This is a genomic window from Paenibacillus silvae (genome assembly GCF_014639235.1).
Lineage (GTDB): Bacteria > Bacillota > Bacilli > Paenibacillales > Paenibacillaceae > Paenibacillus > Paenibacillus silvae.
In genome coordinates, this window is sequence record NZ_BMFU01000003.1 from 313,466 (window position 1) to 329,958 (window position 16,493).

Here is a 16,493-nt window from a genome sequence, read left to right on the forward strand (position 1 = left end):
CCAGCCCCGTTTACCGATTCTCTCGGTTGAACGGGGTTGATTTTGTGTCTGGCCTCATTATTCAGAAGCAGGAATACGGCGGCTTAACTCTAAAGCTCCTGTTCTTTCCTCTGCTTGCGGATCACGGCTTCAAGCTTCTGGCGATTGTCCAGCAGGCCCGGATCATTCGGCAGGTATTCACGGGCTTTGCTGTTGTGGCGCAGCGACTGCTCCCAGTTGCCCAGATGTGCATAACAGATCGAGAGCCGGGCATGCGGCAGCCAGGTCCGGCAGGCCGCTGGTACAGGGCGCAGACCCGGATCGCGACTGCTCACATCCACCGCCTGCATGTACCAGTAGATGGCGGAGATCACCTCCTGCCGTTCCTGGAAGCAGGAGGCAATCGCGCAGCAGAAATCGGCATGCGGCAGGTCGAACCGGAACGACTGCAGCAGCGCGCCCAGCTTGCGGCCCGGCTCGCCAAGCCGCTCATAACATTCCGCCAGCCTTGCGCAGGCAATGAGTCGGTCCTCACGGTAACCGCTAGGCTGCTCCAGCAGCTTCGCGTAACCGCGTGCCGCCGCCGCATAGCGCTGGCGGTCATAACATTCGCCTGCATAATAGAACAGCAGGCGTCCCTGGGCTATGCCCTCTTCGGCGATCCATTTGCGCAGGATGCGCACGTTTCGCGCCGAATGGTTCCCCCCCTCGCGGCGATGTGTGACGGCAATATCTGCCGTAATGACCTCGCCTTGCGGGAAGCACAGCTGCTCGTGCAGCCGGCCATGCCAGCGGCACCCGGCATCCCGCTTGACCAGGCGAAGCCGGCGGTCCGCCACCAGCGGACTTCCCTCCGGCCCCTCGGCCAGCGTATAGCTCATCACCACACCCGCCGTCTCTCCATCGGCTGATAGCTGCTGCTTCAAAGCAGCAAGCTTCGCCCGTTCCGCGGGCAGCAGCACATCATCCGCATCGAGCCACAGAATATATTCCTGGGTGGCTCTGGCGAATGACTCATTCCGCGCCGCGGCAAAGTCCTCGTTCCACGCATACGTGTATACCCGGTCAGTGTACGTCGCGGCAATCTCCATCGTTCGATCCGACGAACCCGTATCCAGAACGATGATCTCGTCTGCAATGCCAGCTGCCGAATCAAGACATCGCGCCAGTGTGCGTTCCTCGTTCTTCACAATCATACATAAACTGATGGTGATCACGTTTCAAGCCCTCCCTGCAGCGGCTAACGATTCCAGATGACGCTATTTCATACATTTCAGGCATTTTAAAAATGTAACGATTCTGAGAAACGCTATTCTCTCATTTCATGTGTAAATTCAGGACATTTCGCCTGATTTTCATGAAATAGCGTCACTAGGAATCGTTACAATTTTCAACCATGCAAAATGGCACAAATAAGGTGTCTGGGAATCGTTAAAATGCAATTACTCTCGTAGTCCCTTGGTCTCCCGCTTACTTACCTGCCAATTCCTTCACTTACTCTTTTACTCTATTGTATGCTCATTAAACTCCCATACTCGTCTGCGCTCTTTCTCTCTTTCTCTCGTACTCCTTTTCTTCTTGATCACTTGCCCATACTAGCTCCCATTCATTTTTGTTCTTCCGGTTTACTTACTTACTTACTTACTTACTTACTTACTTACTTACTGTCCCACTAACTACTATTCATTTTTGCTTTTCCACTTTCTTACTTACTATCCCACCAGCTACTATTCATTCTTGCTTCTCCACTTACCTACTCATCGGCTCGCCAACTACCATTCCCTGCTGCTCTCCTGCTTGCTCCCTTTCTCTTACTATTGATGCATCCCTTTAATTCCTTCCAGGGTCATTCCTCAAGCTACGTTCATTTCGCTACACTTCCTCATTCCCCTGACGTAACCGTCTCAGTTGTTCCACGGCACTGTCCAGCGCTTTTTTACGCTGCTTCATGGAACGCAGATGCTGCTGCTCTACCTCTTCAAAATGGGTATGATCCAGCTTCATCCAATCCAGCACCTGGCTCAGAGGAGGTTTTACGTCGAGCTGTATTTTCTGCCGTTTACGCGCCACACAACATAGATATTTATGATGAACTTCCAGTTTCATTACTTCAAAATACGGGATCAGACACATCGCCAGATTACTCGCATAGAACGTCTGTTTATGATCATAGAATGGATGATAGCCATAAGGAACGGTCACAATGAGTGTACCTTCCTCTACGAGCAGATGATGAATCTGCAGCAGCAGTGTCTCCGGATGCGCAAAATGCTCCAGCACTTCCCCCAGCAGTACGGTGTCAAACGTTGTTCTCGCCTTCCACTGCGTGATGTCCAGCATGCGGAAATCCACATGGTTGCGGACAGGTTTTGATTCTTTAGCCAGTTCCTCCTGCGCATAGCGAATGCTTTCTTCCTCCAGATCCACACCTGTCACACGGAATCCCTCACGCCCCAACAGAATAGACGTAATTCCCTGACTGCATCCTACATCCAGAATGCGTTTACCTGTGGTCTCCCGGCACATCCAGTGCACTCGAGTTCTCGTCGCTTCATGAGAATCTTCGGAATTAATCTCTCCGTAATAACGTTCGTTCACCCGGTCATGATTCGCCATAGTTATCTCCCGTTTTTCCGTGCATTTTTTTCACATCTTGATCCGCCCATGCAGCGTCTTGGCTTCCATATGATTCACCATTCTCGTTTTCTGAACTTTCGCCCGAGGGAACGCACTCGTGTTTCGTATCCGGATATTTTTCACGTTGTCCTTTTACATCTGATCCTGCTGAATCTCCCTCTCTCGTGACCTGACCGCTGTTATTATGACCTTCCAATCCTGCCGCTTCATGCTCTGTATTTTGAAAATCCTCTTTTTTTGTCCCTCGGTCTTGCCGCTCCGGCTGACCGAGCACAACGATGTTGTCTCCGCGGCATCCGGCCGTGGCGTTGCGTGTATCAAAAATCAGCGGTGCATGATCCGCCATCTCCTGGTAATCAAACGCGGTGTGATCTGTCGTGATGATCACGAGATCAGCCCATGTCCATAATTCGGGCGAAGCTGGCCGGGACTGAAGCATTGAACCATCATCCTGACGGAATACGGGCACCATCGGATCGGTGAAAACAACGTCGGCGCCCGCTGCGCTCAGCAGCCGGAAGACGTCGAGCGCCGGGGATTCGCGCAGATCGTCAATGTCTTTTTTGTACGCCATACCCGCCAGTACAACGCGGGCACCGCGAATAGAATGGCCGCGCTGCTCCAGCAAGGCTGCTGCACGCTGAACCACATGCTGCGGCATCTGCCTGTTGGTCGCGTCTGCGAGCTCGATGAACCGCAGCTCCGATCCCTGACGATTGGCCGCCCAGGACAGATAGATCGGATCAATCGGAATGCAGTGCCCGCCAATGCCCGGCCCAGGATAAAACGGCATATATCCAAACGGCTTCGTTGCCGCCGCCTGCAGTACTTCCCAGATGTCTACCCCCATCTGCTCGCAAGCCGGGGTCAACTCGTTAACCAGCGCAATGTTGACGCTGCGAAACGTATTTTCGAACAGTTTCGCTGTCTCGGCAACCGTTGTCGAGCTCACCGGTACAACTTCGTTCAGAAACGAGCCGTAAAATTGTGTTCCATAACTCAGACAGGCGGGAGTCGAACCACCGATGATTTTAGGCGTATTTTTCACACCATAATGCACGCTGCCCGGATCGACTCGCTCTGGAGAATAACAGACATAGAAATGTTCACCTGCTGTCCAGCCGCGCGCTGCCTCTACAGGCTGTTTCACATGCTCTTCCGTTGTGCCTGGATACGTGGTGCTCTCCAGAATGACAAGGCTGCCCAGCTGAAGATAGGGGGTCATGCCCCCCACAGCTGAGGAAATATAGGATATATCAGGCTGATGTGCATTCGTTAACGGAGTTGGTACACAGATTACAATGACATCTGCATCTGCGACTGCCGCATAATCTGTGCCTGCTGTCAACAAATTCGCCTCCAGCAGCGTTTGAAGCACCTCATCTTCAATGCCAATAATATACGAATGACCTGCGCGGAGCTTTGCCACTTTGCCTGCATCGATATCAATGCCGTGCACCCGGTAACCAGACTGTGCCATCTCAACGGCCATCGGCAGACCCACGTAACCAAGACCGATGACAACAGCCTTCAGGGAGCGGTCATGAATGCATTGAAGCGTGGTCTGCTGTGGCTTCGGGTAGAGCGGCTTCAATCGCTGCTCTTTCCGGCCACGGTACTCTGCTGGAGCGTGTGCCTGCTTCTCCTTCTCTTCTTGCCCTTTCTCTTCGGGATTCAGGCTGTTCTCACTCATCTCTTCCACCTCCAAACGTTCCGCCTCCCTTCCGTTAGTTGATATATCCTCCTGCACGTAAAAACGCAGCAATTGCCGGTTTGTTCATCATTTCACTGTCAGAGCGGTACTGGTCAAATTTCACACGAGGCAAATGATCATAATGATTCGTAAGTCCTTGATCGGCATGCTCCGGCAAAATGACATAATACTGCGCATCGTACTTCCGTGTACGCGGTGCTTCAAATGGCGAGATCAGCACTTCGTGCAGCTTCTCCCCGGGGCGAATGCCTGTCACTTTGTAATCGCCAGACGGACGGCCTGCCTGTTCCAGCATGACAGAAGCCAGTTCGGTCATGTTGCAAGCTTTCATTTTCATTACAAATGTCTCGCCGCCTACTGCCGCTTCCGCTGCTTTGAGCAATAAATGAATGGCCTCGGTACGGGTCAGGAAAAAGCGAGTCATGCCTTCGTCCGTAATGGTCAGGCTTTTGCCTTCATCAATCTGTCTGCGGAACAAAGGAACAACACTGCCGCTTGTGCCCAGCACGTTGCCGCCGCGGATGCATACAAACCGGGTTTTCTCGCTCAGCCAGTTGGCACGAATCATCATTTTTTCACCCAGCGCTTTGGTCATGCCGTACACGTTAATCGGATCAACCGCCTTGTCGGTGGATACGTCAATGACTTTCGGAATCCCCATACGAATGGCCGCCCGAATAATATTTTGTGTTCCAATCACATTCGTTTTAAATGCTTCATCCGGCTGATCCTCACAGACCGGAACATGCTTCAGCGCTGCCAGATGGAAGAGCACATCCACGCCTTTGCACGCCTCCTCCACAGCTCGGTAATCTCGAATATCTCCAATGATAAAACGCAAACGCGGATCATGATTGAACTCCCGCTGCATCGCGATCTGAGCATATTCGTTCCGGGAAAGCAATCGAATCTCCGCCGGGTTCTGCGCGAGCAGCACCTCAGTCAGCTTCTGACCCCAGGAGCCAGTTCCTCCGGTGACCAGAATCGTTTGTCCTTGAATCATGGATGAATCCCTCCTGTTCAGATCATAAATTCGCGTAAAACCTGTGCCATCTCTTCGCGGCTTAAACGGTCTTTGGGCGGTACCTTTTTGACTGACGTATTGCTGGAATGCACGATATTGACGTAGTTCCGCGGAGCCAGCAGTTCATGCGGCAGGTCGATGACATTGCCATGGGTACCCCGGCCGGGAAGTTTGACCCGATATCCTGCGGCATATTCCGCCGTTTTATAGAGATAGACATAAAATTGCGGTGAACGGTGAAACGCCGGGGCCATCTCATTGTTCACACTGTCCCACAGATAGCCGTTCTGATTGATCAACGCCATCGTTTCTGGCTGAGGCTGTACATCGTAGAGCTGCTGCACAAATGTTTTGTGGTACAGATCATCTGAATCCAGACGGGCAATATAGATGTTCTCTACATCTTTGGCAAATTCCAAAATCGCGCGCACACTCTCGATATGGGTTCCAAAACGAATATTCGAAGGCAGCGGCTCCTGGCTCGCCAAAATCTCCTGCATCAGCTCCCCGGATTCCTTCGAAAGCTTCACCACCGTCAGGAAATCTTGATTGGTCTGAGCCTTGAGACAATGCAATGTAAATGTACGAAAAATGGTCATACGGCGCTCCAGCCATTCGCGGGTCAGCCGCTGCGGATCTAACCCGTAGTTATTGAAGTTAATCTCAATCACAACTTTCCTGGACATACCCTTCCTCCTCATGAACGCTGTAAGCCTGTGTAGGCGAGTACAGACGTTTTCATAGTTTTTTGATATGGAATCTCGCATCTACGAAACTCGTTCCTCGCGCTGTGAACCGAAAATAACAACCTTTTTTTTCCAGCACCCTATAACGTATGAATGCATATTGAATCCGTAACCGACACATGCACCAATTTTCATATAAATAGATTGATATACACCCCAAGTTCTCTCTTGGAGGTCGAACGCACAGATCACGGTTTCTCTCGCAACATAGAATAGAGGAGCTTGATTTTCAAAGGGGGCAGGCATTCGGAATGAATTCCATTTATCTTGAAATGCAGGAAGTGCTGGATCAGCTCGAAACGGCTTTAAGCGAACAGCGTCCGTTCTCTCTGGTGCGTGTGGGGGATGGTGAAAATATCGTGATGTCGCAAGAATCCGTATGGCCTATGGAGCAAGTGCTGCAAGAACGATGGGCGATCAAAGCCAATCTCGGACAAAAGGGGCTGCGCCTTCCTAACCTGAAGATGCGGGACGAAGTCGCTGCTTCGTTGAAACGGGCCTCTATTGTAGGGGTCCTTCCACGTGGAGACAGCACCATCAAAGCTCCGGATTATCTCAAGCGGCCGCTGACCGATATGATCTTTGCTCACTATGGCATCGCGCCAAAGCTGACCTGTCATGCTTGTGTGAATCGTGAGCTTGTGCAAGTACCGCGGTTCTGGCAGATGCTTGCCGGCAAACGTGTGCTGCTCGTTACGCGTGAGCTGGATGAGTTACAGGCCGCACTCGTTAAGGAGCCTTACCATCTCAACATCGTAAGTGCCTTGCCATTTGACAACTATGATCAGATGGATGAGACCTTGCATTGGATACAAACGCATCAGGATGATTTTGATGTTGCTCTGTTCTCTTGCGGTGTTAACGCCGTTATTCTTGCTGAACGAACAGCAGCACTGGCAGGTAAAGTCGCCATCGATTTTGGCAAAGCCAACAACATGATTTTGAAAGGACGTCCCAACTAAGCTCCATCTATCGTTTTCAGATTTTCTTCTTTACGTTATTGCCAGCTCTACCTGTACCTCTACTTCTCTCTCTATTTGTCCCCCTACTTATCTCCCTCTCCTTGTAGCTCTACTTATCTCTTTCCTTGTATATCAACTCCTCAAATCTTGCTTCATCTCAAACACAAAATCCCCGCCTACCAAGGCGGGGATTTTGCGTTATATCTGGATTGCAATTCAGCTGAAATGAGTACAACAAACGTTACTATAAGCGTGAATGACATTACATCACGTGGATCGCATGTGACCGAACTTCCCGTTATTCTTTCTCAAGGGTCTCTCAAAGTCTATCCAGTGTTTCCTTAATTGGTCGCAGCAATGCCGTAGAACATCTCCGGCCCGGTTCGCACAGCTGTGGACACGCCCGAGATGAACGAGGTATATACATTTTCAAGCGCTGGTGGTGCAGTCAAGTCCTGAGCTGTGAACGAATGGAACTCGGCACCGCCATTTTGCCCGACCGTACCCTCTGCGCGATAGATGATAAAGAACGGATCATACACAAAACCACGCACAATCTCTACCACAAACGTATCACCCAATTCTCCCGTGACACCTACCGTGCCGTTGAAGGTGATGATCGGATTAATGACCCCCTGGGTTTGAAGACCGATTACGCCGAAGGGTTCAGGGGATTCGGACAAAGGTAATCCTGGTGCTCCAACAAATCCCGAGTTCTCCGAGGTTCTCATATCAAGAAACACGCCCATGAAGTAACACCTCCAATGCTATGGGATATCATATCCTATGAATCTGATAACTCTTAGGATTGGATAGTTGCAAAATTGATGAACCTATTTTTAATTCTGTGCGGTTAATGGTATATTGAACTGCATAACGAAATGAACGGATCGTATGCACACAAAGGGTACAGGCTGTTCAGAAGGAGATATTTACAATGAATAAACGCAAACGCTCAACCGGCAGCTCATCTGCCAAAGGCAAATCCTATGGAGGCTCTTCCAAGCCGCGTTCCGGCCGCTCCAACGCTTCATCATCGGGAACCTACTCCCCTCGCTCGGAAGATGCTGCGAAGAAGGTTTCAACCTCCCATTCGTCTGCAGCCCCTGCAAAAAGCGGTGGCAAAGGAACCAAAACGACCAAAACGGCTGCGTTATCCAAACGTCCAGGCAATGCACCTTATCGCAAATCCGAACCGCCGCGCCAGTATAAGGTCTCTGAACCAGACGAACTGCTGAATTTTCTGCTGAAGCATGTGAAGTCAGGACGCAATGCGGTGAAATCCATTTTGGGGCGTGGACAAGTATCTATAGATGAGAAAGTTGTGACGAAGTTTAACGAGCCGCTGCAGCCAGGACAGATCGTCTCGATTAGCAAAGAAGGAGCGGTTGCCGCGCCTTCCCTGACGGGCATCAACATTTTGCATGAAGACGATGACATCATTGTGATCCGTAAGGAGGCCGGACTGCTGTCCATCGCGGCTGATAAAAGTGACGACCTGACTGCCTATCGTCAGCTAATGGCGCATGTACGTCGCAGCAATCCATTGAACCGGGTGTTTATCGTACACCGTCTGGATCGTGACACGTCTGGTGTGATGATGTTTGCCAAGAGCGAAGAGGTGCAGCAGCAGCTGCAGGAAAATTGGAAAGAGAATGTGCAGGATCGCGTCTATGTCGCTCTCGTTGAAGGCAAGGTAGCGCAAGAGGAAGGCACCATCTCCTCCTGGCTGAAGGAAACCAAAACGCTGAAGATGTACTCCAGCCCCCGTCCGAATGATGGGCAGCATGCGGTTACCCACTACAAACGTTTGAAAGCAAACCGTGAATTCTCGCTGCTTGAGGTTCGTCTGGAAACGGGCCGCAAAAATCAGATTCGGGTACACATGGAGGACATTGGACACCCGATTGCCGGGGATCGCAAATACGGAGCACGTACAAGAGATCTTGGACGTCTCGGCCTGCATGCACGCCTGTTATCCTTCATACACCCGACAACAGGCAAATTAATGACGTTTGAGACGGATATTCCGAAGCCCTTCCTGTATCCATTCCGCGGAGAGACTACATCTGCACAATAACGTGCTCGTACGAAGACGGACGGGAAGTTAAGATGCTTCACCACAACACCGCAGCTCTGTCCGTCTGAAAAGGAGGTTATCACGTTTGCAAAACCTGTTCATCACCGGGTACCGTGCCCATGAGCTTCAAATTTTTGGCCAGAAACATGAAGGCATTCCCTTCATTAAAAAAGCCATTGCTTCCCGCCTCACTCCTCTCGTAGAGGATGGACTGGAATGGGTGCTTACGCCCGGTCAATATGGCGTTGACCTGTGGGCCTGCGAGGTTGTACTGGAGTTGAAGCAGACTTATCCGCATCTGAAGCTGTCGATCATTACTGCTTTTCAGAATCCGGAGGAGCAGTGGAAGGAAGACAAGCAGGAATACTACCGTTCCATTTTGTCCGGGGTCGATTATTATGGTGCGATCAGCAAACAGCCTTATATCGGACCCTGGCAGTTCACCGCTCGCGATGAACTGCTGCTGCGTAAAAGTGACGGTTTACTGCTTGTCTATGATGAGGATGCCGGCGAAGGCAGCCCGCGTTTTGTGAAGGAAAAGGCAATCAAAAAACAGCAGCACGAGGATTACCCTATTATCACGATAACTTCGGAGGACATCCAGTCTGTTGCAGAGGAAGAGCGCATGAGTGAATTTGCTTATGATGAGGACCTGCCCTTCTAACGAACTTTAAATGCTGTACAGCACATGCTGTGCAGTATTTTTTTGTCATTGTACCGGACTCCGTTTTATTGGACTGTACCTTGTGATCGGACTGCACTCTGCAATCGTTGGGCGAGAGGTTGTAACCCATTTTTAGACTGTGTGAATCAGGTCTTTAAGTTGAACTCAAGCAGAGTACTCCGCTTGCCACGAATGGGATACTCATGTTTTTTTTCGGGCAAGGTTGGGTATAAGTAGTATTAAAACTACGATTTTTATGTCGTATGGGACAAAGGGGAACGTCAATCATGACTCTAACGCCAGAGCAGCGCATCCAGCTGCACGGGTTCAATAACCTTACCAAGTCACTCAGTTTCAATATGTACGATATCTGTTACACCAAAACCAAAGAAGAACGCGAAGCGTACATTGAATATATCGATGAACAATATAATGCAGATCGGCTGACGCATATTTTGAAAAATGTATCGGACATCATCGGAGCACACGTCCTGAATGTAGCACAGCAGGATTACGTACCGCAGGGTGCAAGTGTAACGATGCTGGTATCCGAAGGCCCCATCGTTGAGGTTCCTGAGGAATCCTTCGACGAATCGCCCGGCCCCCTGCCGGATAATGTAGTCATGCAGCTGGATAAAAGCCACATTACAGTGCACACATATCCCGAATTCCATCCCAGCGAAGGCATCAGCACCTTTCGTGCAGATATTGATGTCTCGACCTGCGGTGAGATTTCACCGCTCAAAGCGCTGCATTATCTGATTCATTCCTTTGATACAGACATTATGATTATGGATTATCGGGTACGCGGCTTTACACGGGATACAAGCGGACGCAAGCTGTTTATTGACCATGAGATCAGCTCGATTCAGAATTATATTCCGGATGAGATCAAAAGCGGCTTTGATATGATCGACGTGAACGTCTATCAGGAAAATATTTTCCATACCAAATGTAAGCTGAAGGATTTTGATCTCGATAATTACCTATTCGGATATACCAAGGACAAGCTCAGTAGAGCCGAGCAGCAAGAGATTACAGAATGGCTGAAGCTGGAGATGGACGAGATTTATTACGGCAAAAATATCAACCGCTCTCCTTGACAGTGTGTGGGCGAATTTCTTAAAATAGAGAGAACTGCTTGATACATGCGGTGAAGGAGGATCGAAGCATGATCGAAACCCAGACTTCCAAACGGAATGAATCTCTTTTGCAGGCTTTAAATGCACGGCATCAAGCCATCACCAACAACATTGCGAATGCAGATACGCCGAATTACAAAAGCACAACGGTCGAGTTTCAGGATGAGCTGAGACGAATCATCGAGAACGGCAAATCAGGACAGCTTCAGATGCAGCGAACACATGAAAAGCATTTTCCGATCAGTAATCCGAACGCCTCCATCGTCCAGTACCGAGTGATGCAGAACAATGAAACAGCGATGAATAATAACAACAATAACGTAGATATTGACCGTGAGATGGCTTCACTCTCCGAGAATCAGCTCTTGTATAACTACATGGCTGATCGGGTCAGCGGACATTATAAAAAGATGAAAAATTTGTTGAATGATTTAAAATAACGGATTATCGCAGCAGCCCTTGTGGCTGTTTTTTTGTGACTTAACGCCTTTGTCAACTGCTGCCCGCTTCTTCTTTCACCCGTTCTGCTGCAGAACCGGATATGTTCGGTATTATGCTCGGGCTGTAGTATAATGGTAAAAGCAAGACGTTATATTACGTAAAAGAGGTGCTACATGGCTCGTCATTACAATGCTTTTCAAGGCTCCAAGGTCAGACTTACTGCGCCGTGCCCCGAGGACCGTGTGCAGATTGCACACTTCACGGAACAGTATGAATATATGCGCAATATGGATACCGATATTGTTACTCCGCAAACATCCGATGAAACAGGCAGCTCTTCGGTCCGGAATGGTCAGGATTTCGAATTCGCACTGCGAACCATTGAAGATAACCGTTTCCTTGGCTTTGTTGCGATCTATCGGATTGAATGGAACAACCGCTCCGCCCAGCTCGCGATCGGAATCGGTGAAGCGCGTGATCGCGGCAAGGGATATGGCAGTGATGCACTTGCGCTCATTTTACGCTACGCCTTCCATGAATTGAATCTGAACCGGATTGCTTTAGATGTCATTGAATACAACGAAGCGGCAAGAAAAGCGTACTTGAAGGCCGGTTTCCGCGAGGAAGGAAGGCATCGGGCAGCCGTGCTGCGAGACGGTACACAGTATGATCTGATCTCGATGAGCATTCTGGCAGCAGATTGGTCCGCTCAGACCGGATACCCGATTTCTTTTCGGCCCTCGGCCGGGGTAACGGTGGAAGTCCGTGAGCACGATGAACATGGTGAGCATGTAGACTTGTTTTCTGATGCTCGAACGGACTCCCCTTCCTCCCCTGGTTCTGCAAGTTCGATCCAATCGGGTGGTGCCACTAATACTCCAGATGCCTCTCCCCGAATCGGTGTAGGTGCAGTAATCCTGAATGAACGCGGCGAGGTGCTGCTTGCATGGCGTAATCGCGCACCCGAGCAGCACACCTGGAGTATTCCCGGCGGAAAAGTAGATGCATATGAAACGCTTGAGACAGCTGTCATTCGTGAGATCAAAGAAGAGGTGAATCTGGATATCGTTATCAACGATCTGCTTTGTACTGCCGAAACGATTCGTCCCGAACAGCAGGAGCACTGGATTTCCATGCTCTATTCCACCAGAGTTATCGGCGGGGAAGCACGCAATATGGAGGAAGGTGGTGCAGTTGGCGAGATCGGCTGGTTCCCGCTCCATGAGCTACCTGCCCCGCTCGCCAGTTTTGCCATCCCAGCATTGGAGGCAGCGAAAAAGCGATATACGGGCAAGCCGTATAACCATGATGCGCAGTAAAGCTGTAAAGAGATTTCGCCCCCCTTCATTAAGGCAACACTCCTAACCTTCAATAAGGCAACACTCCTAACCTTCAATAAGGCAACACTCATAACCGTCAGGACTCTCATTGGAGCAGCAGTGCCCTTTGGAGCACGACGGTTTTTTACTGTATCATTGGATGAACTTGAATCTATATGAGTTAAACTATTCTTTTGCACATTAACGGAGAGGACAGAAAAAACCTGGAAAAGCGAAGCGTTCGCCTTTATCACCGGATTTTCTCCCTTAGAAAGGGGAATCAAAAAAATCTGGGGATAACAGCGATTGGAAGGTTATTCTGTCATCGGAGTGGATTGTGCAAATACTTAAGTTCAACTTATATAGTCAGTGAATGAATTTTTAAAAAACGAGAACCGTTCGGTTGCTTTCCCTGTCTAATACGAAACAACATCCTGAAAGGAGGCCCCATGTGACCCCTGCCGAACTTACCTTCACCGCACAAAAAGGGGATGCTGAGGCTTTTGCAGCCTTAATGGAAATGCATCAGAGCCGCCTGTACCGAATCGCCTACGCTTATCTGCATAACGAAGGAGATGCACTGGAAGCGATACAGGAATCCACCTACCGCGCATACCGTAATCTAAAAAAACTGAAAGAGCCCGCTTACTTCGGTACGTGGCTGATCCGTATACTTCTCAACTATTGTGCTGACGAACGGAAACATAAGCATCGTTTCCATCCCGTATCCGCAGTTCAGGAAACGGGCCGTTGGGACCGTCCCGAGGACCCCGATCTGGCCGCCGCTGTATCTGCACTGGAGCCGGATTACAAACAGATTATTATTTTAAGCTATTTTGAAGGTTTCTCACTCACTGAAGTCGCGGACATCCTCGACATTCCCGCTGGAACTGTCAAATCACGACTTCACCGTGCGCTGGGAAAGCTCCGCGATCAACTTGAACCGAAAGGAGAACATTCCTTATGACCGATAAACATAATGCATTTGAAAATCTGGAATCACGACTTCAGGCACGCAAGAATGAATATGATGCGATAAGTGTGCCAGAGACGGCTGCATCCCAAGCGGTACAAGCTGGAATCCGTCAAGCCTCCCGTAAACGAAAAACCAGACTGCGCTGGCTGACCAGTTCGATCTCCGCGGCCGCACTTGTGTTACTGTTTACCGGCTGTATCCGGGTATCTCCTGCCTTTGCCTCCTTTGTAGAGCAGCTGCCTGGCATGGAAAGTGTCGTCAGCCTGATCCGTCAGGACAAAGGACTTATGATGGCGATTGATCAGTCCCTGTTGCAGAAGGTCGGGATCACCGATGAGCATGATGGGGGTTCTGTCACCGTGGAAGGTATTATTACGGACGAGTCACGCATGGTTATTTTTTACAAGATAAAAGGCATTAAGGATGTGGAAAAATCAGGCTTCGACATCGACCTGCTCGATGAGAACGGAAAACAGCTTCCGGTTGCATTTAGCTACGCCTCACCGCATTCGGATTCAGATTCTGAGAAATATACTTATGAAGATATCATTGATGTAACGTTTAATGAATCTCTTCCACCTGATCATCTGACCATTGCTTTTAAAGATCGTATGGCCAAAACAACTAATACATGGAAGGTTACTTTCCCCGTAAATCGTAACCTGACCAAAAACATGAAAAAAACCGTTCCCGTAAATCAAACGATTACTTTGGACGGACAGCGCATTACTATCGAACAGGCCATCCTGTATCCAACAAGGCTTGTTCTTGATATCAAATATGATCCTGACAATACAAAAAAAATCTTTGACATCAGTGATCTGCGATTAGTGGATGAACAAGGCCGAGCCTGGAGAACGGATGGTTCTTCCATTGGCGGCGTTGGGACTTCTGTATTCTTTGAAAGTATGTATTTCTCGATTCCGAAGAAGCTTACCCTGCAAGGATCCGGACTTTCAGCATTAGATAAAAATAAACTGATCATTGGTATCGATCCAGCTTCTAAGACTATTCAAGGTGGTCCGCAAGGAGTGACTCTTCTTGAATATAAAATTAAAGATAACGATGCCATCCTGCATTTTTCCGTTGAAAATGCTGAAAATGCAATCTCGGGACTCACCTTCACCAATATTAAAGATAGTACAGGAAAAGAATTTGATGTGAAAGAAGCCGGCTGGAGCCCTTCTGTCGAACACCTAACAGCCGAAGCGTGGGTTACCATTGATCATGGGTCAGCAGCAAAAGGAAAACTGAACATGGAAATTTCCTCTTATCCCGTTCAAAATCGTGCCCCTTTCTCTTTGGACATACCAGTAAATAAATAGGTCAGTTACGAAAAGGGCAGCGGATCACTCAGGATGGTATTTGTGTAATCACCTTTTCTAGGCAGATGCATACCTTGTAGCAAGAAAGATTTTTATTTCAAGGAAGGGTTGTGCATCATGTCTGAATCACCAACCACAACATCCGCCCGCGTTGTATATCAGGCTAATCAACCGATGCTGCAATCGGTGCAAAGTGTACGGAATATGCTGCATCATACCGTTCGTCAGCATGTCGGCAAGAAAGTACAAGTTCAGAACATCGACGGTCAGGTCTGGGAAGGTGTCATCATTAATGCAGATCGCGGAATTCTGTATCTGCAGGTGACACCGATGCACGGTTATCCTGAACCGCGTGCTCTGTTTGGTCCAACTATTCTGCCGCTGGTGCTGTATGAATTGCTCGTGATTACACTGCTCATGTAATACAGAAAGCTTCGCCTTCACCCTTACGAGGAAGAGGACGAAGCTTTTTGGGGTTTACTTGAAGCTATTCATTCTCCATTGTCCCTGGCTGCACCCTTATTGCGCCGCACAGGCCCCTTCGGGCAGCTTGATGCACAATGTGTCCTGCGATTGCTTACGAGCGTGTGAAATGTGGTACAATGATGTCGATGCCTTATTTTATATGAAACGGAGCTTGATCCGGTTGAAATACATACATCATGAACCCGATCCTCCCGTTCACTCCGAACCGGAGATCAGTAACCAAAGTCAGCATGCTGCTGAACCAGTGGAGCACTCCCGCGTGATTGCCATCTGTCTGCTTGCTGGCAAAATCATGCTGCAGAGCGGCGGCGAAACCTATCGTGTCGAAGATACGATGAAGCGTATGGCCGCAGCGCTGGGCCTGCCCCATTCACACAGCTATGTTGTGCCTACAGGCATCTTTTTCTCGGTGGATGCCACCGAGCCAGCGAAGCTGATTCGCATATCCGAGCGTACGACCGATCTGGATAAAGTGTCTGAAGTCAATGCCGTCTCACGACGGATCGGACAAGGCTTGCTTACGGTTCAGGAAGCACACGAGCTGCTGCTGGAGATCGAACGGAAACCTTCAGGCTACTCGTATGCAGTTCAGCTGGCCGCTGCTGCCTTATCCAGTGCCTGCTTCACGATCATGTTCGGCGGAGGCTGGGGTGATTTTCTACCAGCGCTCATCTGCGGAGGCACAGGTTATGCTGCCGTTATTCTCTTTCACCGCTGGGTGCGTGTTAAATTTTTTGCAGAGCTAACGGCGTCCTTTGTCATCGGCATGCTTGCCTTTTTGCTCGTTTATGTTGGAGCAGGCTTTGAGCGGGACAAAATTATAATCGGTTCCGTGATGCCGCTCGTACCCGGACTGCTGATTACGAATGCGGTACGGGACTTGATGGCCGGACATCTGGTGTCAGGCTTGTCCAAGGGCGCTGAAGCTTTTCTGACGGCGTTTGCTATCGGCACGGGCATTGCCGTTGTGTTTTCACTTTTGATGTAAGACGGAGGTA

General features: G+C 49.5%; 16 protein-coding genes and 1 pseudogene. 11 read left to right on the top strand and 6 right to left on the bottom strand.

The window, feature by feature from the left end:
• Positions 1-89: 89 nt before the first annotated feature.
• The 5 genes from IEW26_RS12310 to IEW26_RS12330 all read right to left on the bottom strand — a co-directional run bounded on the left by IEW26_RS12310 (position 90) and on the right by IEW26_RS12330 (position 6,040).
• A complete protein-coding gene (locus IEW26_RS12310; RefSeq protein WP_229729829.1) occupies positions 90-1,196 on the bottom strand; it encodes a glycosyltransferase family 2 protein in 1,107 nt (368 codons plus the stop codon).
• A gap of 655 nt (positions 1,197-1,851) precedes the next feature.
• Positions 1,852-2,595: a class I SAM-dependent methyltransferase gene (locus tag IEW26_RS12315; RefSeq protein WP_188592639.1), complete on the bottom strand. Its 744-nt coding sequence runs from the start codon at positions 2,593-2,595 to the stop codon at positions 1,852-1,854.
• Positions 2,582-4,318, bottom strand: a complete 1,737-nt coding sequence (locus IEW26_RS12320; RefSeq protein ID WP_229729855.1) for a nucleotide sugar dehydrogenase — start codon at positions 4,316-4,318, stop codon at positions 2,582-2,584. Before IEW26_RS12320 ends, IEW26_RS12315 begins: the two co-directional genes overlap by 14 nt.
• Before the next feature lie 25 nt (positions 4,319-4,343).
• Positions 4,344-5,333, bottom strand: a complete 990-nt coding sequence (locus tag IEW26_RS12325) for a polysaccharide biosynthesis protein (RefSeq protein ID WP_188592640.1) — start codon at positions 5,331-5,333, stop codon at positions 4,344-4,346.
• A 17-nt stretch (positions 5,334-5,350) separates the two neighbouring features.
• Positions 5,351-6,040 carry a glycosyltransferase gene (locus tag IEW26_RS12330; protein ID WP_111268253.1) on the bottom strand — a complete coding sequence of 230 codons (690 nt, stop codon included), beginning with the start codon at positions 6,038-6,040 and terminating at the stop codon, positions 5,351-5,353.
• Between the two features lie 311 nt (positions 6,041-6,351).
• Here IEW26_RS12330 and IEW26_RS12335 point away from each other — a divergent pair, with 311 nt between their 5' ends.
• Positions 6,352-7,062, top strand: coding sequence for a GT-D fold domain-containing glycosyltransferase (locus IEW26_RS12335; RefSeq protein ID WP_188592641.1), 711 nt, complete (start codon positions 6,352-6,354; stop codon positions 7,060-7,062).
• Positions 7,063-7,403: 341 nt separating this feature from the next.
• Here the strand turns inward: IEW26_RS12335 and IEW26_RS12340 are convergent, their stop codons facing one another.
• Entirely contained in the window at positions 7,404-7,811 is a 408-nt protein-coding gene (locus tag IEW26_RS12340; protein WP_145403319.1) for a hypothetical protein, read from the bottom strand.
• Between the two features lie 188 nt (positions 7,812-7,999).
• Between IEW26_RS12340 and IEW26_RS12345 the strand changes: the two genes are divergently transcribed.
• The 10 genes and pseudogenes from IEW26_RS12345 (at position 8,000) to IEW26_RS12390 (ending at position 16,483) form a co-directional block, all read left to right on the top strand.
• Complete coding sequence (locus tag IEW26_RS12345) at positions 8,000-9,142, top strand: RluA family pseudouridine synthase (protein WP_229729830.1); 1,143 nt, start codon at positions 8,000-8,002, stop codon at positions 9,140-9,142.
• A gap of 85 nt (positions 9,143-9,227) precedes the next feature.
• Positions 9,228-9,806 carry an SLOG family protein gene (locus IEW26_RS12350; RefSeq protein ID WP_188592642.1) on the top strand — a complete coding sequence of 193 codons (579 nt, stop codon included), beginning with the start codon at positions 9,228-9,230 and terminating at the stop codon, positions 9,804-9,806.
• Positions 9,807-10,093: 287 nt separating this feature from the next.
• On the top strand, positions 10,094-10,909 hold the full coding sequence (gene speD, locus IEW26_RS12355) for an adenosylmethionine decarboxylase (protein WP_188592643.1): 816 nt from the start codon (positions 10,094-10,096) through the stop codon (positions 10,907-10,909).
• A gap of 68 nt (positions 10,910-10,977) precedes the next feature.
• Positions 10,978-11,388: a flagellar basal body rod protein FlgB gene (gene flgB / locus IEW26_RS12360; protein ID WP_111268248.1), complete on the top strand. Its 411-nt coding sequence runs from the start codon at positions 10,978-10,980 to the stop codon at positions 11,386-11,388.
• Positions 11,389-11,562: 174 nt separating this feature from the next.
• Positions 11,563-12,048, top strand: a pseudogene (locus IEW26_RS12365) (GNAT family N-acetyltransferase); the annotation flags it as partial.
• Between the two features lie 192 nt (positions 12,049-12,240).
• Positions 12,241-12,708 carry an NUDIX domain-containing protein gene (locus tag IEW26_RS12370; RefSeq protein ID WP_229729856.1) on the top strand — a complete coding sequence of 156 codons (468 nt, stop codon included), beginning with the start codon at positions 12,241-12,243 and terminating at the stop codon, positions 12,706-12,708.
• A 451-nt stretch (positions 12,709-13,159) separates the two neighbouring features.
• On the top strand, positions 13,160-13,675 hold the full coding sequence (locus IEW26_RS12375; protein WP_188592644.1) for a sigma-70 family RNA polymerase sigma factor: 516 nt from the start codon (positions 13,160-13,162) through the stop codon (positions 13,673-13,675).
• A 74-nt stretch (positions 13,676-13,749) separates the two neighbouring features.
• Positions 13,750-15,009, top strand: a complete 1,260-nt coding sequence (locus tag IEW26_RS12380) for a DUF4179 domain-containing protein (RefSeq protein WP_188592645.1) — start codon at positions 13,750-13,752, stop codon at positions 15,007-15,009.
• Between the two features lie 117 nt (positions 15,010-15,126).
• Positions 15,127-15,432 (top strand): hypothetical protein, encoded by a 306-nt coding sequence (locus IEW26_RS12385; protein WP_184190620.1) that lies wholly within the window; start codon positions 15,127-15,129, stop codon positions 15,430-15,432.
• A gap of 223 nt (positions 15,433-15,655) precedes the next feature.
• Positions 15,656-16,483 carry a threonine/serine exporter family protein gene (locus tag IEW26_RS12390; RefSeq protein ID WP_373288463.1) on the top strand — a complete coding sequence of 276 codons (828 nt, stop codon included), beginning with the start codon at positions 15,656-15,658 and terminating at the stop codon, positions 16,481-16,483.
• The last annotated feature ends 10 nt before the right edge of the window (positions 16,484-16,493 follow it).